Origin of the sequence: Streptomyces sp. Y7 (genome assembly GCF_043195415.1) — a bacterium.
GTDB lineage: Bacteria > Actinomycetota > Actinomycetes > Streptomycetales > Streptomycetaceae > Streptomyces.
The window spans coordinates 23414-44027 of sequence record NZ_JBIDDQ010000043.1; the positions used below are offsets into that span (position 1 = coordinate 23414).

Annotated in this window: 20 protein-coding genes and 1 riboswitch; of the genes, 9 read left to right on the forward strand and 11 right to left on the reverse strand. The window is 72.1% G+C overall.

Annotated elements, in window-relative coordinates; genetic code table 11:
- Positions 1-37: 37 nt before the first annotated feature.
- From ACGFW6_RS43705 to ACGFW6_RS43730, 6 genes are all read right to left on the reverse strand, one after another.
- Positions 38-454 carry a transglycosylase SLT domain-containing protein gene (locus tag ACGFW6_RS43705; protein ID WP_393522955.1) on the reverse strand — a complete coding sequence of 139 codons (417 nt, stop codon included), beginning with the start codon at positions 452-454 and terminating at the stop codon, positions 38-40.
- Between the two features lie 335 nt (positions 455-789).
- Positions 790-1626 carry an ECF transporter S component gene (locus ACGFW6_RS43710; RefSeq protein ID WP_393522958.1) on the reverse strand — a complete coding sequence of 279 codons (837 nt, stop codon included), beginning with the start codon at positions 1624-1626 and terminating at the stop codon, positions 790-792.
- On the reverse strand, positions 1623-3422 hold the full coding sequence (locus tag ACGFW6_RS43715) for an ABC transporter ATP-binding protein (protein WP_393522961.1): 1800 nt from the start codon (positions 3420-3422) through the stop codon (positions 1623-1625). The genes ACGFW6_RS43710 and ACGFW6_RS43715 overlap by 4 nt, the downstream gene beginning before the upstream one ends.
- Positions 3419-4666 carry an energy-coupling factor transporter transmembrane component T gene (locus tag ACGFW6_RS43720; protein ID WP_393522964.1) on the reverse strand — a complete coding sequence of 416 codons (1248 nt, stop codon included), beginning with the start codon at positions 4664-4666 and terminating at the stop codon, positions 3419-3421. Before ACGFW6_RS43720 ends, ACGFW6_RS43715 begins: the two co-directional genes overlap by 4 nt.
- Positions 4659-5324, reverse strand: coding sequence for an SCO2322 family protein (locus tag ACGFW6_RS43725; RefSeq protein WP_393522966.1), 666 nt, complete (start codon positions 5322-5324; stop codon positions 4659-4661). Before ACGFW6_RS43725 ends, ACGFW6_RS43720 begins: the two co-directional genes overlap by 8 nt.
- On the reverse strand, positions 5321-6565 hold the full coding sequence (locus tag ACGFW6_RS43730; protein ID WP_393522969.1) for a prenyltransferase/squalene oxidase repeat-containing protein: 1245 nt from the start codon (positions 6563-6565) through the stop codon (positions 5321-5323). The genes ACGFW6_RS43725 and ACGFW6_RS43730 overlap by 4 nt, the downstream gene beginning before the upstream one ends.
- Positions 6566-6680: 115 nt before the next feature.
- A riboswitch (cobalamin riboswitch) is annotated at positions 6681-6812 on the reverse strand.
- Between the two features lie 71 nt (positions 6813-6883).
- Here ACGFW6_RS43730 and ACGFW6_RS43735 point away from each other — a divergent pair.
- The gene (locus tag ACGFW6_RS43735) at positions 6884-7549 is read left to right on the forward strand and encodes a phosphotransferase (RefSeq protein ID WP_393523026.1); all 666 of its coding nucleotides are present in this window, start codon (positions 6884-6886) and stop codon (positions 7547-7549) included.
- Here ACGFW6_RS43735 and ACGFW6_RS43740 read toward each other — a convergent pair.
- Both ACGFW6_RS43740 and ACGFW6_RS43745 read right to left on the reverse strand, forming a co-directional pair.
- Positions 7546-8022: a nuclear transport factor 2 family protein gene (locus tag ACGFW6_RS43740; protein WP_393522972.1), complete on the reverse strand. Its 477-nt coding sequence runs from the start codon at positions 8020-8022 to the stop codon at positions 7546-7548. The genes ACGFW6_RS43735 and ACGFW6_RS43740 overlap by 4 nt on opposite strands.
- Before the next feature lie 53 nt (positions 8023-8075).
- A complete protein-coding gene (locus ACGFW6_RS43745; RefSeq protein ID WP_393522974.1) occupies positions 8076-9140 on the reverse strand; it encodes an MBL fold metallo-hydrolase in 1065 nt (354 codons plus the stop codon).
- A 175-nt stretch (positions 9141-9315) separates the two neighbouring features.
- On the opposite strand from ACGFW6_RS43745, the gene ACGFW6_RS43750 reads away from it, so the two are divergent.
- Positions 9316-10773, forward strand: a complete 1458-nt coding sequence (locus ACGFW6_RS43750) for an aldehyde dehydrogenase (RefSeq protein WP_393522977.1) — start codon at positions 9316-9318, stop codon at positions 10771-10773.
- Positions 10774-10776: 3 nt separating this feature from the next.
- Positions 10777-11010, forward strand: coding sequence for a ferredoxin (locus ACGFW6_RS43755; RefSeq protein ID WP_093745839.1), 234 nt, complete (start codon positions 10777-10779; stop codon positions 11008-11010).
- Positions 11011-11307: 297 nt separating this feature from the next.
- Here the strand turns inward: ACGFW6_RS43755 and ACGFW6_RS43760 are convergent, their stop codons facing one another.
- Complete coding sequence (locus ACGFW6_RS43760) at positions 11308-11928, reverse strand: TetR family transcriptional regulator (RefSeq protein ID WP_393522980.1); 621 nt, start codon at positions 11926-11928, stop codon at positions 11308-11310.
- A 210-nt stretch (positions 11929-12138) separates the two neighbouring features.
- On the opposite strand from ACGFW6_RS43760, the gene ACGFW6_RS43765 reads away from it, so the two are divergent.
- Genes ACGFW6_RS43765 through ACGFW6_RS43775 form a run of 3 tightly spaced genes read left to right on the forward strand, consistent with a single transcriptional unit; the run spans position 12139 to position 15403 of the window.
- Complete coding sequence (locus tag ACGFW6_RS43765) at positions 12139-13581, forward strand: glycosyltransferase family 4 protein (protein ID WP_393522982.1); 1443 nt, start codon at positions 12139-12141, stop codon at positions 13579-13581.
- On the forward strand, positions 13575-14336 hold the full coding sequence (locus tag ACGFW6_RS43770) for a class I SAM-dependent methyltransferase (RefSeq protein ID WP_393522985.1): 762 nt from the start codon (positions 13575-13577) through the stop codon (positions 14334-14336). The genes ACGFW6_RS43765 and ACGFW6_RS43770 overlap by 7 nt, the downstream gene beginning before the upstream one ends.
- The gene (locus ACGFW6_RS43775; protein ID WP_393522988.1) at positions 14333-15403 is read left to right on the forward strand and encodes a prenyltransferase; all 1071 of its coding nucleotides are present in this window, start codon (positions 14333-14335) and stop codon (positions 15401-15403) included. The genes ACGFW6_RS43770 and ACGFW6_RS43775 overlap by 4 nt, the downstream gene beginning before the upstream one ends.
- Positions 15404-15417: 14 nt before the next feature.
- Here ACGFW6_RS43775 and ACGFW6_RS43780 read toward each other — a convergent pair whose 3' ends face one another.
- Positions 15418-15705: a hypothetical protein gene (locus ACGFW6_RS43780; protein ID WP_393522991.1), complete on the reverse strand. Its 288-nt coding sequence runs from the start codon at positions 15703-15705 to the stop codon at positions 15418-15420.
- 159 nt (positions 15706-15864) lie between these two features.
- Between ACGFW6_RS43780 and ACGFW6_RS43785 the strand changes: the two genes are divergently transcribed.
- From ACGFW6_RS43785 to ACGFW6_RS43795, 3 genes are read left to right on the forward strand one after another with little or no spacing between them, the layout of a single operon-like run.
- On the forward strand, positions 15865-17202 hold the full coding sequence (locus tag ACGFW6_RS43785; RefSeq protein WP_393522994.1) for a hypothetical protein: 1338 nt from the start codon (positions 15865-15867) through the stop codon (positions 17200-17202).
- A complete protein-coding gene (locus ACGFW6_RS43790) occupies positions 17199-18761 on the forward strand; it encodes a substrate-binding domain-containing protein (RefSeq protein ID WP_393522997.1) in 1563 nt (520 codons plus the stop codon). Before ACGFW6_RS43785 ends, ACGFW6_RS43790 begins: the two co-directional genes overlap by 4 nt.
- Positions 18748-19521: a hypothetical protein gene (locus ACGFW6_RS43795; RefSeq protein WP_393523000.1), complete on the forward strand. Its 774-nt coding sequence runs from the start codon at positions 18748-18750 to the stop codon at positions 19519-19521. The genes ACGFW6_RS43790 and ACGFW6_RS43795 overlap by 14 nt, the downstream gene beginning before the upstream one ends.
- Positions 19522-19536: 15 nt before the next feature.
- On the opposite strand, the gene ACGFW6_RS43800 is transcribed toward ACGFW6_RS43795, so the two are convergent.
- Positions 19537-20547, reverse strand: coding sequence for an LLM class F420-dependent oxidoreductase (locus ACGFW6_RS43800; RefSeq protein ID WP_393523002.1), 1011 nt, complete (start codon positions 20545-20547; stop codon positions 19537-19539).
- Between the last annotated feature and the right edge of the window lie 67 nt (positions 20548-20614).

Below are 20614 nucleotides of genomic sequence, written 5' to 3' on the forward strand. Positions count from 1 at the left end.
CGCCGCCTTCGGTTCTTGGGGCTGGGGCCGGGTCGGCTCAGTACCAGCCGTTGGACTGCCAGAAGCCCCAGGCGCCGCACGGGCTGCCGTAGCGGTCCTTCATGTAGTCCAGGCCCCACTCGATCTGGGTGGCCGGGTTGGTCTTCCAGTCGGAGCCGGCGGAGGCCATCTTGTTGCCCGGCAGGGCCTGGACCAGGCCGTAGGCGCCGGAGGAGGAGTTGGTGGCGTTGACGTTCCAGTCGCTCTCGTGGTCCACGATCTTGGAGAAGCACTGGTACTCGCCCGAGTCCGAGATCATCTTCTTCGCTATCGCCTGCGCCGAGGAGGACCCGGTCGTCGCGGCCTGCGAGGGCGCGGCGGCGAACAGCGTGCCGGCGGCGGCAGCGGCCAGGGTGACACCGGCGAGGGCCTTCTTCGGGGCGGAGGCGCGGCGGAGGAGAGAAACAGCGGACACGGGGAGCCTTTCTTCGGGGACAAGGTGTCGTGTGCGTGCCGGCGCCCCGCGATACGAGGTGGTGGCATGCGTCGGCGCCGCGGCCCAGTGGGCACGTCGGCGCCGTGCGACGTCATCCAGAGAAACAGGCCGGAAGGGTGTCCGCAATGAGCCCTTTTGCTAGTTGTGGTCGTATGCGGGGGGTCGGCGGCTTGTGTGACGTGGCTCTCTATGTGCAGGTCAGAAGCGGTGCGGACGCGTGCATGACATCCGATTTGTCCGACTATGGTGAATCGTAGGTGACGTGGGTCATGTGGGGTGCTTCACCGGGTGGGTGACGGTCCGCGCGTGAGCCCTCACCGTGCGGGTGCGTCGAACGTGACCGGGGTCTCGAAAGCGGCGCGGCGAGTGGCCCGGCGCAGGGCCCGGAGGATCACCGGGCCGAGGAGCAGCGTCAGCACGACGGTGGTGATCGCCCGCCCCAGGTCCCAGCCCACCGAGGTGGCCAGGCAGTACGCGACGAAGTGGGCCAGGTTTTCGGAGACCGAGGCGTGCTCGGAGAAGCCGATGGACAGGGCCTGCCCCTTGATGAAGGTCCAGCCCGCCAGATTCGTGACGACGCCGTAGGCGAAGGCCGCCGGGAAGCCGTACGCGCTCAGGAGCAGGAGTTCCCCCCGGCCGCGCAGCCGGTCCCGGTCCGGCAGCAGCCCGGCCCCCATCGTGAACCAGCCCATCGCGAGCATCTGGAACGGCATCCACGGGCCCACCCCGCCCGTGAGCAGCGCCGACGCGAACATCGTGACCGAGCCGAGCACGAAGCCGAAGCCGGCGCCGAGGACGCGGCCGCTCAGCACCATGAGGAAGAACATCGGCTCCAGACCGGCGGTTCCGGCACCGATCGGGCGCAACGCGGCTCCCGTCGCGGCCAGTACCCCGAGCATCGCGACCGCCTTCGGGCCGAGCCCCGACTCGGAGATCGTCGCCCCGACGACCGCGACGAGCAGCACCAGCAGGCAGGCGAAGAACCAGGGGGCGTCCTGACTGTGCGCGACGACCGCCGACTCGGGCGGCGCGAGGAAGGGCCACATCAGGGCGGCGACACCGACGGCGCTGACGAGGGCGAGAGCGGCGACGGAGCGGGGGCCGAGGTGGACCGGGCGAGTCCGGCGCCGGGAGCTCTTGGTGTCGCTCATGACAGTGCCTCCCGCACCTGCGTGACCGTGAGCCACTGCTGCGGCGCGAGGATCTTGGTGACCTGCGGCGCGAAGGAGGGGGAGGAGACGACGACGTCCGCGGTCGGGCCGTCGGCGATCACCTCGCCCTCGGCCAGCAGGACGACCCGGTCCGCGAGCTCGGCGGCGAGCTCCACGTCATGGGTGGCCAGCACGATCGCGTGGCCCCGGCCGGCCAGGTCGCGCAGCAGCGTCACGAGGCGGGCCTTCGCCGCGTAGTCCAGGCCCCGGGTCGGCTCGTCGAGGAGGAGCAGGGGCGGGCGGGCGGTCAGCACGACGGCCAGGGCGAGCGTCAGGCGCTGGCCCTCGGACAGGTCGCGGGGGTGGGTGTCGTCCGCGATGCCCGGGAGCAGTTCGCAGACCAGGGCCCGGCAGGTGCCGGGTTCGGCGCCCGCGTCGGAGTCGGCGGCGGTGCACTCGGCGGCGACCGTGTCGGCGTAGAGGAGGTCGCGGGGCTCCTGCGGGACGAGTCCTACGCGGCGGACGAGGTCCCGGGGTGGCGTGCGGTGCGGTACGGCGCCGCCTACGGCGACCGAGCCGCTGGTGGGTTCCACCAGGCCGACCAGGGTGGTGAGCAGAGTGGATTTGCCGGCGCCGTTGCGGCCCATGAGGGCGACGGTCTCTCCGGGGGTGACCGTGAGGTCGATGCCGCGGAGGGCGCGGATGTGGTCGCGGGTCACGGAGAGGGCCTGTACTTCGGCGGCGTGGGGGGACGCGGGAGTGGTCTGCGGGGTGCGTGTCCGCGTCCGCCTGAACCATCGGCGGCGGTGGGGGGTGCGGGTGCCCAAGGACTCGGAGAGCTCGGGGGGTGCGGAGGGCTGGCGGCCGCCGGTCGTCTGTGGCTGGTCGCGCAGTTCCCCGCGCCCCTTCAGGGCGTCGCCGGTCGGCTCCTCGGGGTGTTGCCGTGGTTCGGCGTGTCCGTGGGGGGTGGTGCTGTGCCGTTGGTCGAGTTGCTGGCGTAGGGCGCTCGCCCTTCTGCGGGCGTCCCTCACCGTCAGGGGGAGTGGGGTCCAGCCCGCCAGGCGGCCCAGGGCCACCACCGGGGGGTACACCGGGGATACGGCCATGATGTCGGCCGGGGTGCCGAGGAGCGGGGGCGTGCCGGGGGAGGGCAGGAGGACGATCCGGTCGGCGTACTGCACCACCCGCTCCAGGCGGTGCTCGGCCATCAGGACCGTTGTCCCGAGGTCGTGCACCAGGCGTTGGAGGACCGCGAGGACCTCTTCCGCGGCGGCCGGGTCCAGGGCCGACGTCGGCTCGTCCAGGACCAGGACGCTCGGGTGCGGGGTGAGGACCGAACCGATCGCCACGCGCTGCTGCTGGCCGCCGGAGAGGGTGGCGAGGGAACGGTCACGCAGATCGGCGAGGCCGAGCAGGTCGAGGGTCTCCTCGACCCGGCGGCGCATCACCTCCGGCGCGAGGCCGAGGGACTCCATGCCGTAGGCGAGCTCGTCCTCGACCGTGTCCGTGACGAAGTGGGAGAGGGGGTCCTGGCCCACCGTGCCCACCACGTCGGCGAGTTCGCGGGGCTTGTGCGTACGGGTGTCCCGGCCGGCCACCGTGACGCGGCCGCGCAGGGTACCGCCGGTGAAGTGCGGCACGAGCCCGCTCACCGCGCCGAGCACGGTGGACTTCCCGACGCCGGACGGGCCCGCGAGCAGCACCAGCTCACCCTCCGGAACCTCGAAGTCCACACCCTGGACGGTGGGTTCCGCGGCACCGTCGTACGTCACGGAGACGCTCTCGAAGCGGATCACGACGGCTCCTTGGGGGCGGCGGGGGTGCGGAGGGGTGCGGGGCTGCGAGGCGCGGGGTTTTGGGGCGTGGGGCTGATGAAGGCCGGGAGCAGGCCGAGGACGACCGCCGCCGCGGGCCACAGGGGGAAGGTGGGGGCGACCAGGGGGATCACCCCGGGGTCCAGGGCCTCGGGGGAGCGGTCCGCGGCCAGGGTCAGCAGGGCGGCGACCGAAACGCCGGAACCGGCGACCAGCCAGGCGCGGGCGTCCCACCGGTCCGGCCGGTACCGCGTGCGCGGGGACCGGCGACCGCCCAGGCGCAGACCCGCGAGGGCGGCGGCGACTCCGGCGATGAGGAGGGGCAGACCGTAGGTGCCGCCCTCGGCGGTGAGGAGCCCGTACGTTCCGGCGCAGATCCCCAGCAGGCCGCCGAGGGTGAGCGCATTGGTCGTACGGCGCACGCGGGGCGGGACGTCGGCGGTACGGCCGTAGCCGCGCGCGTCCATCGCGGCGGCGAGCGCGACCGACCGTTCCAACGCGCCCTCCAGGACCGGGAGCGCGACCTGAAGGAGGCCCCGGACACCGCGGTCGGGCCGGCCGCGCAGCCGGCGTGCGGCGCGCAGACGCTGGACGTCGGCGATGAGGTGGGGGGCGTAGGTGAGGGCCACGACCACCGCCACACCGATCTCGTAGAGGGCGCCGGGCAGGGACTTGAGGAGGCGGGCGGGGTTGGCGAGGGAGTTCGCCGCGCCGACGCAGATGAGGAGGGTCGCCAGGCGCAGGCCGTCGTAGAAGGCGATGAGGACGGTCTCGACGGTGACCTTGCCGCCCAGCCGGATCCCCTGGGCCCAGTCGGGGAGGGGGACCTCGGGGAGCTCGACGATCACGTGCGTGCCGGGGAGCGGGGAGCCGAGGACCACGGCGAAGACCAGCCGGATCAGCAGGACGGCCAGGGCGAGCTTGAAGAAGACGGCGTAGGAACGGGCCCAGGGGGCGTTGGGGCGGCAGGTCGCGACGACGTAGGCGGAGGTCGCGATGAGGAGGGCGAGGAGAAGGGGGTTGGTGGTGCGGGTGGCGGCGGTGCCGAGGGCGAGGGCCCACAGCCACCAGGCGCCCGGGTGGAGGGAAGGGGTGGCGGCGCCGCGACGGGGCGCCGTCGCGGGGAACCGGGCGGCCCGCGACGGCGGGGCCGCGGACGGCCGACGGCCCGTCCCGGCCCCGAGGCTCAGCCGCGCATCGCCCTGGCCGAAGGAGCGCTCAGGCATCCCTGCGCCGCCGTGCCTGCCAGACCGCCGCCGCCCCCAGCACCACCACCACGGCGATGCCCGCGACCGGGCCCAGCGAGAGCCCGCCGTCCGAGTCGTCCTCGGCGGCGGTGGCCGTCCGCCCGGTCGGCGCCGGCTCACCGGTCTTCCCGCCGTCGCCCGCCACCTGGTCCCCGCAGCCCTTCCGCGGATACCCGGTGATCGCGCACAGCAGTGCGTTGGTGTCGTAGCGCAGGGGTTTGGCGACGGCCGCCAGGGCGTCCGCGGTCGTCGCGTCGGGCGCGACCCGGGCACAGGCCGTACGGCGGGCGGGGGGCGTCTCGCCCGAGGGGGCGTCGGCCGCCGTACCGAAGTCGATGACCAGGGCGACCCGCTTGCTGCCGTCCTCGGCGGGCGTCCTGGCGCAGATCACCGCGAACTCGGCCGCGCCCCTGGGCTGTGTCGCGTCCTTGGAGTCCTCGCTCACCGCGAACCGGAAACCCTGGACGTCGCCGTCGGACGGACGGGCGAGGGAGGGGCCCTGGGTGGCGTAGATCCAGGTGCCGCCCTGGCGCTCCCAGAACGACCAGTAGCGATAGCCGGCCGCGTGGGCGCCCTGAGCCGCGCCGGTCAGCAGGACCAGCGCGGCCAGGAGCGGGGCGAGCACGCGACGGATCACGCCTGCGGGCCCTTCTTGCGCCCGCTCAGCAGGAAGCCGATGCCGATGCCGACGACGAGGAAGATGCCGACGTACCACCAGACACCGAAGGGACTGTCGTCCTTCTTCGCGTCCTTCTTCTCGGCCTCGTCCGTGGCCTTGGTCGCGGCCTGCGGTGCGGGACCCGTGGCGTTGAGCTGCTCGACCAGGTCGGCGCCGCCGAAGTCGCGGGGGTCGGTGCCGGTGGCGTGGGCGGCGAGGATGAGCTGGGCGTAGGCGGCGGGGCCGCTCTGCTCCGCCCACTTCGCGGAGTTCTGCTCCAGCCAGCGCAGCGGCTTCGCGGCGGCGTCGGCACCGGAGAGGGCGGCCAGCGCGACGACCGCGTCGGCGGTGTTGCCGTAGTCGGGCTGGTCCTCGGCGCCGGGGAGGGTGGACGTGAGGTGGCCGTTTTTGGCGAGGGCGTCGGTGAGGTGGGCGGCGCCGTTGACGGCGGCCTGCTGCGAGGCGGGGAGGCCCTCGCTGACGCATCGAGTGGCCGGCGCGTCCTTGCCGGGGCTCACGACGAGGCCCTTGCCGAGCGAGCCGAGGACGCCGGCCGCGGTGGCGTCGGCGTTGGCGAGCAGCTTGCCCTTCTTGTCGGGCTGGAAGGCGAAGGCGCCGCCGTCGTCGTCCTTGCAGGGCAGGGCGAGCTTGTTGAGCGCGTCGTAGGCCGTCTTACCGTCCTTGCGGACGTCCGCCGGCTTCTCACCGGCGGCGACGAGCGCACCGATCACCACGGACGTGGAGTTGGTGTCGCTGGCCCCGCCCGGCATGTATCCCCAGCCGCCGTCCTTGTTCTGGACGGACTTCAGCCAGGTCACGGCCTTGGCGGTGGCGGCGTCGTGTCCACCGAGGGCGGCCAGCGCCTGGACCGCGGCAGCGGTGTTGTTGGTGTCGACGGGGGTTTTGGCCTCGCAGTCCGCGGTGGCGGCGTCGGCACGGTAGGGCGCGAAGGCCCCGTTGGCGCACTGCTGCCCCACCAGCCACTCCACGGCCCCCTTGGCCGGCTTCACCCCGGCGGTGTCCTGGGCGAGCAGCGCGAGGGACTGCCGCCAGACGCCGTCGTAGGTGGGGTCGGTGGTGCCGTACAGCTCGGCGGGGTACTGCGGCTTCGGCGAGGCGGAGGGGGAGGGCGACGCGGAGGAGTCGGCGGCTATGGCCGGCGCGGCGGCGCCGATCACGACGGCGGCGGCCAGGACCGCGGCGCTGCGGCGGACGTACATGATCGGCGGGTGCCCTTCCCTCAGAGGAACCGGGCAGCACAGGGGAGACCCCGGCGGCTCGGCTCCGTATACCTCGACGGTGCCGCACTCCGGCCGACTGCCGGGGCACGTGAGCCGGTCACTTCCCGTACACGGCGATCCGGCTCACCGGCCTTCGACGACGACCGGTTCACGGTTGCGGGTCAGCGCCGGATTTGCACCGGCTTTCCCATGTACGGGGGTGATGACGACGGCGACACTCTACCCGCCCGTAACCCGGCCCCTCGGGGCCGCCCGTGCGACCGGTACCTTCGGCCCGTGACGGAGGGGGCAGAGGCGATGCGGGGACCGGTGGGACGGCTGCTCGGGACGGGGCGGACCGCCGACGTGTACGAGATCGACGGGGCGTGGGTACTGCGCCGCGACCGGGAGGGGTGGGGGGACGCGCTCGCCGAGGGGGCGGTGATGGCGCATGTCCTCGCCCACGGCTTCCCGGCGCCCCGCGTCCGCCTCGCCGACTCCTCGAGGACCGACCTCGTGATGCAGCGGCTGCCCGGGCCGACGATGCTGGAGGCGCTGAGTGCCGGGGCCATGAACGCGGACGAGGCGGGCGGCACCCTGGCCCGGCTGCTGCGGCAGCTGCACGGAGTCCCCGCGCGCCGGCCCGGGGCCTGTGTCCTGCACCTGGACCTCCACCCCGACAACGTCATCCTCACCCCCGACGGCCCCTACGTCATCGACTGGAACAACACCGAGGAGGGCGACGCCGGTCTCGACTGGGGCACCTCCGCCGTGATCCTCGCCCAGGTCGCGGTCGGCGACGAACCCATCGCCGAGCCCGCCCGCGCCATCCTTACGGCCCTCCTCGCCGACCCGTCCCACCTCACACACGACGGCATCACGGAGGCGCTGCGACGACGGGCCGCCAACCCGACGATGTCGCAGAGCGAGGTCGAACTCCTCGGCGACGCCGAAGCGTTGATCCGCGCCTTCATGCGTGACTAGGCGCCGGTCCTCGGGGTCGGTCCGCCGAAGGGCAGATGGAGGGTCCTGGCGGTGAGCAGCCAGGTGCCGTCCGACGTGCGGTGGAAGGCGTCCTGGTAGTGGCCGACCTGGACCGGAGGGCCGGGCGGGACGATGCCGCCCGTGTAGCCGTCGACGCGGTACGTCGTGAAGTACGAGGTCGCCTGCGCGGTGTCCGCGGACGTGACCGTCACCAGGATGTTGGCCATCACGCGGCGCGAGAGCCGGTCGGCGGGACGGGAGCCGAAGTACTCACGAAGAGCCTCCCGCCCCTTGACCGACCGGTCGCCGGCCGGCCATGCCCAGACACCGTCCTCGGTGAACAACTCGGCGACGGAGGCCGGTTCGCCGAGGTCGAGGCGGTGCACGAACTCGATGACTACGCGCTCGCAGGCGCGCTCGGCGAGGAGACGGTCCAAGGGGGGCGGCGGGGGCGGAGGCTCAGCGCGGTTCATGGCGTTCATGGTGCCCTGAACCCCTGTTGCGGGCGTGGCCGCCCTGGTCGGCTTCACACCGCCACATAAGCCACCGGCCCACTGCCCGCCACCGCCTCCGCTCTCCCCAGCTTCACCAGCCGCCTCAGATGGGCCTCCGCCTCCGCTATCGCGATGTTTCTGGAGCCGTACGGGATCTGGGACCAGGGGCGGTTCCACTCCATGCGTTCGGCGAGTTGCCAGGGGGTGAGGGGGGTGGCGAGGAGGGTGAGGAGGTCGGTGAGGCGGTCCTCGTGGTGGGTCAGCAGCTGGCGGACGCGGGCCGGCGCGTCGGTGAAGGTGTGCTGGTGGGCCGGGAGGACCTCGGCGGGGGCGAGGGCGGCGACGCGTTCCAGGGAGGCCAGGTAGTCGCCCAGCGGGTCCGTGACCTCCCCCACGCCCGCATACGCTCGCGCGGGGGCACCCCCACTGTCGTCGGGGTCCTCGTACAGGCCGATGTGCGGGGTGATGCCGGGGAGCAGGTGGTCGCCGGAGAACAGGCGGCCGTGGCCCGGGAGGCGCGTCGGGTGGTCCTCCTCCAGGTGCAGGCAGACATGGCCGGGCGTGTGGCCCGGTGTCCAGATCGCGCGCAGGCGGCGGCCGGGGAGGTCGAGGAGTTCGCCGGGGACGATCTCGCGGTCGGGGTCGGCCGGGGTGAAGCCGGGCAGGGTGCCGGGGCGGCGCGCCGTGCGCAGGGGCGCGACGTGGGCCTCGGGGGCGCCGGCCGCCGTGAGTTTGGCGGCCATGTAGGTGAACCAGCGGTCGGGGCGGGTCGTGCGGGTGCGCCGTACGATCGCCGCGTCCGCCGCGTGCATCGCGATCCAGGCCCCCGACGCCTCGCGCACCCTGCCCGACAGGCCGTGGTGGTCGGGATGGTGATGGGTGATCACCACGCCGTGGATCTCACCGGGCGCCGTGCCGCACGCCGCGAGGCCCTCGGCGAGCGTGTCCCAGGACGTCGGGTCGTCCCAGCCGGTGTCGACGAGCACCGGGCCCCGGTCGGTGTCGACGACGTACACCAGGGTGTGGCCGAGAGGGTTGTCGGGGATGGGGACCTCGATGGATCGGACACCGCCGCCGTGGTCGTACATCTGCGTCATGGGTTCCCCAATCGCCGCGACACGTTCCGGCCGACCGGATCACTATAACTAGAACAGGTTCCGATGGGAGCCCGAGTCATCTACGTGTGCTCCGTGGACTACTTCGGACGGAACTGGTATCAGTGCGGTAGATCTGATGGATCGTCAGAGTCACGCTCCGGGGAGGCAGTCGGCCATGACCGAGCTCGTGGAACACGGACAGCTGTTCATCGGCGGGGAGTTGACCGACCCCCTCGGCAAGGACGTCATCGAGGTCGTCTCGCCGCACACCGAAGAGGTCATCGGACGCGTCCCGCACGCCTCGCCGGCCGACGTCGACCGGGCCGTCGCCGTGGCGCGCAAGGCGTTCGACGAGGGGCCCTGGCCGCGCATGAGCCTCGACGAGCGGATCGAGGTCGTCACCCGTATCAAGGACGGGATCGCGGTGCGGCACGAGGAGATCGCCCGCGTGATCTCCTCCGAGAACGGCTCCCCCTACTCCTGGAGCGTCCTCGCCCAGGCCCTCGGCGCGATGATGGTGTGGGACGCGGCGATCACGGTCGCGCGGAACTTCACCTACGAGGAGACCCGCGACGGCGTCCTCGGCAGGATCCTCGTACGGCGTGAGCCGGTCGGGGTCGTCGCCGCCGTGGTCCCCTGGAACGTCCCGCAGTTCGTCGCCGCCGCCAAGCTCGCGCCCGCACTGCTCACCGGCTGCACGGTCGTCCTCAAGCCGTCGCCCGAGTCGCCGCTCGACGCCTATCTCCTCGCCGAGATCGCGAAGGACGCCGGGCTGCCGGAGGGCGTGCTCTCGATCCTGCCGGCGGACCGTGAGGTCAGCGAGTACCTCGTCGGGCATCCGTCGGTCGACAAGGTCTCCTTCACCGGCTCCGTGGCCGCCGGCAAGCGCGTCATGGAGGTCGCCGCCCGCAATCTCACCCGCGTCACCCTGGAGTTGGGCGGCAAGTCGGCGGCCGTGGTCCTGCCGGACGCGGACGTCGAGGCGACCGTCGCCGGGGTCGTCCCCGCGGCCTGGATGAACAACGGCCAGGCCTGCGTGGCCCAGACCCGCATCCTGCTCCCGCGCTCCCGCTACGACGAGTTCGCCGAGGCCTTCGCCGCGGCGGCCGGCGCACTGGTGGTCGGCGACCCGCTCGACCCGGCGACCCAGGTGGGACCGCTGGTCGCCCAGCGGCAGCAGCGCCGCAACCTCGACTACATCCGCATCGGGCAGGAGGAGGGCGCGAAGATCCTGACGGGGGGCGGGCGCCCGGCGGGCAGGGACAAGGGCTGGTACGTCGAGCCGACGCTGTTCGGGGACGTCGACAACTCCATGCGGATCGCCCGCGAGGAGATCTTCGGGCCGGTGATCTGTCTTCTCCCGTACGGCGACGAGTCCGAAGCCGTGAAGATCGCCAACGACTCCGACTACGGCCTCAGCGGCAGCGTCTGGACCGGCGACACCGGGCACGGCATCGAGATCGCGCGGCAGGTCCGCACCGGGACGTACTCGGTGAACACCTTCAGCCTCGACATGCTGGGCCCGTTCGGCGGCTACAAGAACTCCGGTCTGGGGCGGGAGTTCGGGCCCGAGGGCTTCGGCGAGTATCTGGAGCACAAGATGATCCACCTCCCCGCGGGCTGGGAGGCGTAGGGGATGGGTGACCGCTGGCACGTCGAGGTCGACCGGTCGGTGTGCATCGGCTCGGCCCAGTGCGTCCACCACGCCCCCGACGGCTTCCGCCTCGACACCGGCCGGCAGTCCCATCCGGCCGACCCGGAGACCGACGCGAACGAGCAGATCCTGGCGGCGGCGGAGAGCTGCCCCGTCGAGGCGATCGTGATCACGCTGCTCGGGAGCGGGGAGCCGGTGTTCCCGCCCGAGGAATAGCGCCAGAAATCTTCCTCGGGACGGGTTCATTTCCGGGCATTCGTTCTATTCTGGAAGTCGGCCTGCGAGGCGAGTGAGGGAGTCCGACCGGAGTAGCCGACTCTGGCGAGAGACACAGGGTTTCCGCCGGTGCCGACGTCGACGGTCGGGCTGAGAGGCCGGAAGGCCGTACGCGGCGTACGACCGGAAGGCGACCCCCAGCACCTGATCCGGACCATGCCGGCGAAGGGAACCCGTCTCGTGGGTCCTTCTCGTGCCCGGGTGCGAGCTCCCCTGGCGCCGATCCGCCCGCGGACCCTAGGCGCGCCCCTCCGGGTTCGTCAGGTCGATCAGCCGGCACACCGTCTCGATGTCGATCTTCACCTGGGCGATCGACGCGCGGCCGGACAGCCAGGTGATCAGGGCCGAGTGCCAGGTGTGCTCGATGACCCGGACGGCGGACAGCTGCTCGGGCGTCGGGTTCTCCAGGCCCATCGCGTCCAGGATGATCACCGTGGTCTGGCGGGAGACCTGGTCGACCTCGGGGGAGACGCTGCGGTCGGCGAAGGTCAGCGCGCGGACCATCGCGTCGGCCAGATGCGGCTCGCGCTGCAGGGCACGGAAGGCCCGCATCAGGGTCTCCGCGACCCGCTCGGCCGCCGTCGCTCCCTGCGGCGGCTTCTTCCGCAGCGTGCCGTGCATGTGCTCCAACTGGTCCTGCATCGTGGCGACCAGCAGATGGACCTTGGACGGGAAGTAGCGGTACAGCGTGCCGAGCGCCACCTGTGAGGACTCCGCGACCTCCCGCATCTGGACGGCGTCGAAGCCGCCCCGGCTGGCGAGCTGCGCGCTGGCGTGCAGGATGCGTCGGCGACGGGCCTCCTGCCGCTCGGTGAGAGGCGGGGAGGAGGGGCTCGCGCTACTGGCTTCCGCAGGCATGGATCCCGTTCCGTGACAGTCGGTGAGGGTGAGTGACCGGACAGAGCATGCCAGCGCGTCGGTCGTGGCGTGAATCACCTGATCCATCGCTCACAGCGGCGCTACCTGCCGGTAGATTCAGAGCCTCTTGAACGATCAAGTCTGAAACTTGTTCTAGATTAGCGTCCCGGCGTAATCTCGCGGGACCGTGCAGGGAGAAGGGGGCCCAGAGTGACCGCTGAGGCCAGGGAGGCCGGGTCCCCACAGGACCCTGCCGCCGACGGCGAGCGACCGCTCGACATCGCGCTTCTCACCTATAAAGGGAACCCGTTCTGCGGCGGCCAGGGCGTCTACGTACGCCACCTCTCCCGCGAGCTGGCCCGCCTCGGCCACCGGGTCGAGGTCATCGGCTCCCAGCCCTACCCCGTCCTCGACGAGGGCGCGGAGTACGCGGGCCGGCTGACCCTCACCGAGCTCCCCAGCCTCGACCTCTACCGCCAGCCCGACCCCTTCCGCACGCCCGGACGCGACGAGTACCGCGACTGGATCGACGCGCTGGAAGTGGCGACGATGTGGACCGGCGGCTTCCCCGAACCGGTGACCTTCTCGCTGCGCGCCCGCCGCCTGCTGCGCGCCCGGCGCGGCGACTTCGACGTCGTCCACGACAACCAGACCCTGGGCTACGGCCTGTTGGGCGACGTGGGCGCGCCCCTCGTCACCACCATCCACCACCCCATCACCGTGGACCGCCAGTTGGAGCTGGACGCGGCCGACGGCTGGCGGCGGCGGATGTCGGTGCGGCGCTGGTACGCCTTCACCCGGATGCAGAAGCGCGTGGCGCGCCGCCTGCCGTCCGTCCTCACCGTCTCCGGCACCTCGCGTCAGGAGATCGTCGACCATCTCGGCGTGGCGCAGGACCGCGTCCACGTGGTGCACATCGGCGCGGACACCGACCTTTTCTCGCCGGATCCGTCGGTACGGCGGGTCCCCGGCCGCATCGTCACGACCTCCAGCGCGGACGTCCCGCTGAAGGGCCTGGTCTTCCTCGTCGAGGCGCTCGCCAAGGTCCGCACCGAGAACCCCGACGCCCATCTCGTCGTCGTCGGCAAGCGGCCCACCGAGGGTCCGGTCGCGCAGGCCGTCGAGCGCTACGGCCTCGAAGGCGTCGTCGAGTTCGTCAAGGGCATCTCCGACGCCGAGCTCGTCGACCTGGTCCGCTCGGCCGAGGTCGCGTGCGTGCCGTCGCTGTACGAGGGCTTCTCCCTGCCGGCCGCCGAGGCCATGGCCACCGGGACACCGCTCGTCGCCACGACCGGCGGCGCGATCCCCGAGGTCGCCGGGCGCGACGGCGAGACCTGCCTGGCCGTGCCGCCGGGGGACGCGGGGGCGCTGGCCGCCGGCCTGAGCCGGCTGCTGGGCGACGCGGAGCTGCGGGCGCGGCTCGGCTCCGCCGGACGTGAGCGGGTGCTGCGGCACTTCACCTGGGCGCGGGCGGCCGAGGGGACGGTGGCCCGGTACCGCGAGGCCATCGCGCTCCCGCAGTCCCGGATCCGCTCCGGCGGGGGGACACCCACGCCCCTCGCGGAGACGACACCGGACCGCGCCACGGCATCCCCCACATTCGCCACCGAGCAACTCGCCGCATCCAACCCCGAAGGCAGGGCCACGTGCTGACCGTCGACTTCTCCCGGTTCCCGCTCGCCCCGGGCGACCGCGTCCTGGACCTCGGCTGCGGTGCCGGCCGGCACGCGTTCGAGTGCTACCGGCGCGGCGCCCAGGTCGTGGCGCTGGACCAGAACGGCGAGGAGATCCGCGAGGTCGCGAAGTGGTTCGCGGCGATGAAGGAGGCGGGCGAGGCCCCCGAGGGCGCCACCGCCACGGCGATGGAGGGCGACGCGCTCGCGCTGCCCTTCCCCGACGAGTCCTTCGACGTCGTGATCATCTCCGAGGTCATGGAGCACATCCCGGACGACAAGGGCGTCCTCGCCGAGATGGTGCGAGTGCTCAAGCCCGGCGGCCGGATCGCCATCACCGTCCCGCGCTACGGCCCCGAGAAGGTGTGCTGGGCGCTGTCCGACGAGTACCACGAGGTCGAGGGCGGCCACATCCGCATCTACAAGGCGGACGAACTGCTCGCGAGGATCCGGGAAGCCGGGCTGAAGCCGTACGGCACCCACCACGCCCACGCGCTGCACTCCCCGTACTGGTGGCTGAAGTGCGCGTTCGGCGTCGACAACGACAAGGCGCTGCCGGTACGGGCGTACCACAAGCTGCTGGTCTGGGACATCATGAAGAAGCCGCTCGCCACCCGGGTCGCCGAACAGGCGCTGAACCCGCTGATCGGCAAGAGCTTCGTGGCGTACGCCACCAAGCCGCACCTGCCGCGGCTGTCCGAGACCTCCGAGACCTCCGAGGCGGCCGCCAAGTGACCACCCCCCGGACAGAACACCTCGTCCTGCCCGGGGTCCTCACCGCCGAGCAGGCCGCCGCGACCGTGGCCGGCATCCTCGCGGTACAGCGGGAGGACGGGGCGATCCCGTGGTTCCGCGGGCACCACCTCGACCCCTGGGACCACGTCGAGGCCGCGATGGCACTGGACACCGCCGGCGAACACACGGCGGCCGAGCGGGCGTACACCTGGCTGGCGACGCATCAGAACGACGACGGCTCCTGGTACGCGGCCTACGCGGACGGCGCCTTCGACGACGTCACGGACACCGGGCGCGAGACGAACTTCGTCGCCTACATCGCGGTCGGCGTGTGGCACCACTACCTCTCCACCGGCGACGACACCTTCCTCGACCGCATGTGGCCGTCCGTCTACGCCGCCATCGAGTTCGTCCTGCAACTCCAGCAGCCCGGCGGACAGATCGGCTGGCGACGCGACGACGACGGCACGGCGACACAGGACGCGCTGCTGACCGGCTCCTCCTCGATCCACCACGCCCTGCGGTGCGCGCTCGCCATCGCCGAACAGCGCGAAGAGCCGCAACCCGACTGGGAGTTGGCGGCGGGCGCCCTGCGACACGCGATACGCCGGCACCCGGAGCGGTTCCTGGACAAGGACCGCTACTCCATGGACTGGTACTACCCCGTACTGGGCGGCGCGCTGACGGGCGCCGAGGCCAAGTCCCGTATGGAGGAGGGCTGGGAGCGTTTCGTCGTGCCGGGGCTCGGGGTGCGCTGTGTCGTGCCGAACCCGTGGGTGACGGGCGGCGAGTCGGCCGAACTCGCCCTGGCCCTGTGGGCGATGGGCGAGTCCGACCGGGCACTGGACATCCTGCAGTCGATCCAGCATCTGCGGGACGCCGAGAGCGGGCTGTACTGGACCGGGTACGTCTTCGAGGACAAGGCCATATGGCCCCGCGAACTCACGACCTGGACCGCCGGTTCCCTGCTCCTGGCCGTCGCGGCACTCGGCGGGCACGAGGCGACCTGTGCCGTGTTCGGCGGGGACCGCCTCCCGACGGGGCTGGACCCGGACTGCTGCGGCTGAGGGGTCCGGCCGCCTCAGTGGCGCTGGACCCGGCCCGCGATGGCGTGACCCACGAACAGGTACACGACCGCCGCCAGGCCGTAACCGGCCACCACGCGCGCCCACTCCTCGTCGAACGTGAACAGGTCGTACGACCAGCCGGCCAGCCAGCGGGCCGCGTCGTGGACGAACTGGACGAAGTCGTTCGCCCGGTTGGCGTCCAGCAGGTACATCAGGATCCACAGACCCAGAATGAGGGCCATGACGTCGGCGACGATCGCGATGACGCGGCCGGCGGTACCGTTGCTGTATCTAGGGGACATGCCCTCCGGGTTGCCCTTGATGCGTGAACGAAACCTGTCCCGTGCGGCGGGACGCCGAGACGTGAACGGGTCGCTACGTTCAACTGGCGTTCCCCGCAAAGTCGTTCACCGGCCAACACGATCACCGACGATCTCCTCCCGGAGAGGGCAGGAGAGCCGGTGTCCGAAGCAGACAGACCGCACGCCACATCCGAAGCGGACAGACCACGCACCGCGCAGGAACCGAGACTGCGCACCCGCGACAGGAACCGCCCCCGAGCACGCTTACCGATCCACGTCCTGGTCGCCCTTCCGCTCGCCCTGACCGGGCTGATCGCCCTGCTGGTCACGGGCAACGCGCTGCGGCCGTTCGACCGCGTCGTCACGATCGAGGCCAGGATGGCCTCCAAGTCCGACTACTTCAAAGACCCCGAGGTGCAGCGGCTGCTGCTGGAACACGGCCTGCGCGTCGACATCCACCGGCTCGGCTCCCGCGGCATCGCCACCCAGTCCCTGGCGGGCATGGACGCGGTCTTCCCCTCCGGCCAGCCCGCGGCCAAGCTGATCCTCAACCGGCAGGACCGCTCCGTGCGTTCGGTGCGCCCCTTCGTGACGCCCCTGGTCCTCGGCACGTTCCGGGCCTACGCCGAGACCCTGGAGAAGATGGGCGTGGCCACCGCCCAGCCCACGACCGGCGGCGACCGGACGCTCTACTACGACCTCGACATGGACCGGTTCATGGACCTGCTCGACGGCAGGATCGCCGCGAACGACGATCGCCTCACCGGCGACCAGGACCGGGACGAGGACATCGAACGCGCCGACACCTGGAACGGCATCGGCTTCGACCGGCCCGGCGGACGCAGCAACAGCGGCCGGGTCCTGGTGCGCACCTCCAGCGTCTGCGAGTCCAACTCCGCGGGCGCCTACCTGAGCATCCTCGCCTTCGTGGCGAACGGGGACAGCACACCCGGCGCGGGCCAGGCCGACGAGAGCAGGGCGATGGAGGAGGCACGCACCGTCGCCCGGAAGATCAAACCCCTCATAGACCTCCAGGGCATGTGGGCCGACGAACAGGCCGACAGCTACCTCTCCGACCTCGGCGAGAGCATCGCGCCCATCTCCCTGATCTACGAGCACCAGTACCTGGCCCACCAGATCGCCTACGAGAACAAGCACGGCAAGGCGGACACCGACCGCGTCCTGCTCTACCCGACCCCCTACGCCCTCACCGAGCCCCAGCTCATCTCCCTGAGCGGCGAGGGCGACCGGCTGGTCCGTGTCATCCAGGACGACCCCGAACTGCGCCAGCGCGCCATCGAGCTGGGCTTCCGCGTCCGCTTCTCCGGCGAGGACGGCACCAGCGACCAGCTCAACGGCTATCTGGCCGCGCACGGCATCCAGGTGCCCAGACCCAACCGCGACGAGACCAAGGTCTACGAACCCGACCTGGCCGTCCTGGAGGAGATCATCGACTCCGTGGGCACCTGCCCGCCCGCCGTGCGGGACACCCCATGAGGCGCCGCACCCTCACCGCCTGCCTGACCCTGGCCCTGCTCGCCACCCTCACCTCCTGCGGCGGGGGCGACGAGAACGTCACCCTGCGGGTCCTCGCCAGCCCCGAACTCGCCGACCTGGAACCACTGCTGGGCGAGCTGAAGGACGACACCGGCGTCGAGCTGGACATGGACTACCGGGCCACGGCCGACCTGTCCGGCGCCCGCGGCTCGACCTACGACCTGGCCTGGCCGGCCTCCGACCGCTCCTTCCTGCTGCGGCTCCAGGACAAGGGCGAACAGACCGCCCGCCCCGAGTCGACACCGATCATGCGCTCACCCGTGGTGGTCGGCCTCACCCCACGGGTCGCCGACACGCTCACGGCCCGGGCACCGGGCGGCCGGCTGTCGTGGGCGGACCTCGCGGACGCGGCGGCCGACGGCACCGTACGGTTCGGGATGGCCGACCCGCGCAGCAGCGACACCGGACGCGCGGCCCTCGTCGGCGTCGCCACCGCGGCCGCCGGCACCGGCAGCGCACTGCGCGAACAGGACGTCTCCTGCGACCGGCTGCGCGGCTTCCGCTCCGGCCAGACCCTCACCGGCGCCAGCTCCCGCGAGCTCATCGCCTCGTACACGGGCCACCAGAGCCAGGCCGACGCCCTCATCGCCCACGAGTCGGAGCTGCTGTCCCTCAACGCCTCGAAGAAGCTGCGCGAACCCCTGCGGATCGTCCACCCCGACGACGGCATGGTGCTGTCCGACTTCCCGCTCCTCCTCCTCGACACCGGCGAACGGGACGCGTACCGCAGGGTCGTCGACTGGCTGCTGCGGGACGACGTGCAGCGCGAGCTGATGCGGCGCACCTGGCGCCGCCCCGTCAACCAGGACGTCACCCCGGCCGAGCCGCTGCGCGCGGCGGTCGGCAACGCCCTGTCCTACCCCGACCGGCTCTCCATCGTGGAGCGCCTGGTCGCCGACTACGGGGACCCCGCGAGCACCACCACCGACCAGGTCGTGTTCCTGCTCGACTTCTCCACGTCCATGCGCGGCGAACGGATCGCCGACCTGCGGGCCGCCTTCGCCGGGCTCAGCGGCGCCGACCCCACCTCCACCGGCAAGTTCGCCCGCTTCTACCGGGGCGAGCACCTCACCGTCGTCCGGTTCGGCGGGCGCGTCCTGCAGGAACGCACGGTGACCGTGCGCGGCGACGGCGACCTGCGCACCCTCGGCAAGGTCGTGGCCGACGGCTCCTTCGACGACTCCACCGCCGTCTGGTCCGCCCTCGACCGCGGCTACCGCATCGCCGCGGACGCCGTACGCGAGGCACCCGAACGCCCCGTCGCCATCGTGCTGATGACGGACGGCGAGAGCAACGCGGGCATCTCCTACGAGGAGTTCCTGCGCCGGTACGAGCGCCTCGACGCCGACGTACGCCAAGTGCCCACCTTCCCCGTCCACTTCGGCGAGGCCGACGCGGCAGCCCTGGGAAAGGCCGCTCGCGCGACCGGAGGCCGAATGGTCGACGCCGGCAAGTCCTCCCTCTCCGACGCCTTCAAGGAGATCCGTGGGTGTCATTGACAGTCAGTGGTGGAGCCTGCGGTGGCCCTGGATGGTCGTCTGGCTCCTGACGGCGGTGTGCGCCGCCGTGGTGGCGCAGTACGTGGTGGCCCGCTGGGTGGCCGCCCGGCGCCGGCGCCGCGTGCGCGACGGGCGCATGTTCTCCGGCATGTGCATCTACCTCCACGAGACACGCGTCGAGGGCGTCGCGGACATCCTCGGCATACCGAAGGCCGACGTGAACGTCTCCCACGAGACCAGCGTCTCCACCGGCTTCGGGCTGTTCGGCCGCTTCACCGTCGGCGGCCGGGCCGAACGCGACACCAACACCCAGACACGCAGGGAGTACTGGGAGCCCAACACGCCCATGAAGACGATCCGCCTGATCATGGACCGGCTGCGGGCACGGGACATGGTGGTCGACGCCGACCTCGCCACCGGGCAGCTCTTCCTCACCGCGGCCCTCGCCGACGAACTGCGCGGCACCGAGGCCAGAGGCACCCCGCTGACCGCCGTCACCGGGACCTACGTCTCCGTCTCCGGCCTGTTCACGGTCCGCAGGGACGGCGAGGACGTCGTCCTGCGCGCCCGCTACGGCACCGGCGACCCCCGCGCCCAGGTGAAGATCACCTGCGAGACATCCTGGGTACGCGAGGAGGAGTTCCGGGTCGACCGCTACTCGGCGGACGAGGAGTTCCCGGCCACCTGCCTGGGCCGGGTCCGCGCCTGGAACGCCACCACGGGCGAACTCACCCTGGACCCGATATCGGTCTTCCAGTGAACTCTCCCTGTCCCGCTACGAGTTGAGCTCCGCGAGCAGCCGCAGCGTGGGCCGGTCCGGCGAGAGCACCAGCAGATCGGTCACCGGCCCCTTGCGCCACGACTCCAGCCGCTCGGCGATGCGCTCACGCGGCCCGACCAGCGAGATCTCATCGGCGAAGGCGTCCGGCACGGCGAGCACGGCCTCCTGCCTGCGACCGCTCAGGAACAGCTCCTGGATCCGCCGCGCCTCCTCCTCGTACCCCATGCGCGCCATGAGATCGGCGTGGAAGTTGCGGGCCGCGTGCCCCATGCCGCCGATGTAGAACCCGAGCATCGCCTTGACGGGCAGCAGCCCCTCGGACACGTCGTCGCAGACCTGGACCCGGGCCATCGGCGCGACGAGGAACCCCGCGGGCAACTCGGCGACGGCCTCCCCGTACACGTCGGGCCTGCTCGGCGACCAGTACAACGGCAGCCAGCCGTCGGCGATCCGGACCGTCTGGGCGACGTTCTTGGGCCCCTCGGCACCCAGCAGCACGGGAAGGTCCGCCCGCAACGGATGAGTGATCGGCTTCAGCGCCTTCCCGATCCCCGTGCCGTCCGGCCCGTTGTACGGGTGGGAGTGGAAGCGCCCGTCCAACGCCACCGGCGCCTGTCGCCGCAGCACCTGCCGTACGACGTCGACGTACTCCCGCGTCGCGGTGAGCGGCGACTTCGGGAACGGCCGTCCGTACCACCCCTCCACCACCTGCGGCCCGGACAGCCCGAGCCCGAGCATCATGCGCCCGCCGGAGAGATGATCGAGGGTGAGGGCGTGCATGGCGGTCGTCGTGGGGGAGCGGGCGGCCATCTGGGCAACAGCGGTACCCAGCTTGATCGTCGACGTCCGCGCGGCGATCCAGGTGAGCGCGGTGAACGCGTCCGAGCCCCAGGACTCGGCCGTCCACACGGAGTCGTAGCCGAGCCGCTCGGCCTCCTGCGCGAGCGGTACGTGGTCCGGGGAGGGGCCGCGCCCCCAGTACCCGAGTGCGAGCCCGAGCCGCATACGCCTGCCTCCTTCTGACGGTCCGTCAGCTGGGGGCGACTGTACGACAACGGCCCCTCACCGGGAA